The following is a 634-nucleotide window of genomic DNA, read 5'->3' as shown; positions in this document are numbered from 1 at the left end:
TTCTACGCCTATGCGCCGCAAAAGATCGAATACGCCATCGACCGCTTCGCCATGGAGACCAAGCGGCAGATGGACGTGCTCGACCGCCGGCTGGCGGAGAGCGAATATCTCGCAGGCCCGGACTACACGATCGCCGACATGGCGGTGTGGCCATGGTATGGCGGGCTCGCCAAGGGCCGCAGCTACAATGACGCCGCGCAGTTCCTGTCGGTGCATGAATACAAGAACGTGCAGCGCTGGGCCGACGCGATCGACGCGCGGCCGGCCGTGACACGCGGCCGCATGGTCAACCGCATGTCCGGCGATCCGGCCTTCCAGCTGCGCGAGCGCCACGACGCCAGCGACTTCGAGACGAAGACGCAGGACAAGTTGGAAGCGGCGGAGTAACCCCGCCGACATTCGTCATCCTCGGGCTAGACCCGAGGATCCATGCCGTGACGCGCGCCGAAGGGCGCAACGGAGCAGAATTCTTAACCGTTTCAACGCCTTAGCGTAACGGCATGGATCCTAGGGTCTGCGCGCGTCGCTTCGCTCCTTGCTTCGCCCTAGGATGACGAAGGCGAAGGTCGCCGGGAGATCAACTGTAGCTACCTCCCATACGTATACGTCACCGTCGCCTCGCCCAGCGCCGAAC

The 634-nt window shown here is 63.9% G+C and carries 1 protein-coding gene; it reads left to right on the top strand.

Going from position 1 to position 634, the window contains the following annotated elements; all coding sequences use genetic code 11:
• Positions 1-387, top strand: a 387-nt coding sequence (locus tag EOA27_RS39130; RefSeq protein WP_189562405.1) for a glutathione S-transferase C-terminal domain-containing protein, incomplete at its 5' end; no start/stop codon positions are given.
• Positions 388-634 lie beyond the last annotated feature (247 nt).

This window comes from Mesorhizobium sp. M2A.F.Ca.ET.037.01.1.1 (assembly GCF_003998075.1).
Classification (GTDB): domain Bacteria; phylum Pseudomonadota; class Alphaproteobacteria; order Rhizobiales; family Rhizobiaceae; genus Mesorhizobium.
The sequence above is the reverse complement of the archived record's forward strand: the minus strand, read 5'-3'. Positions and strand labels throughout refer to the sequence as shown.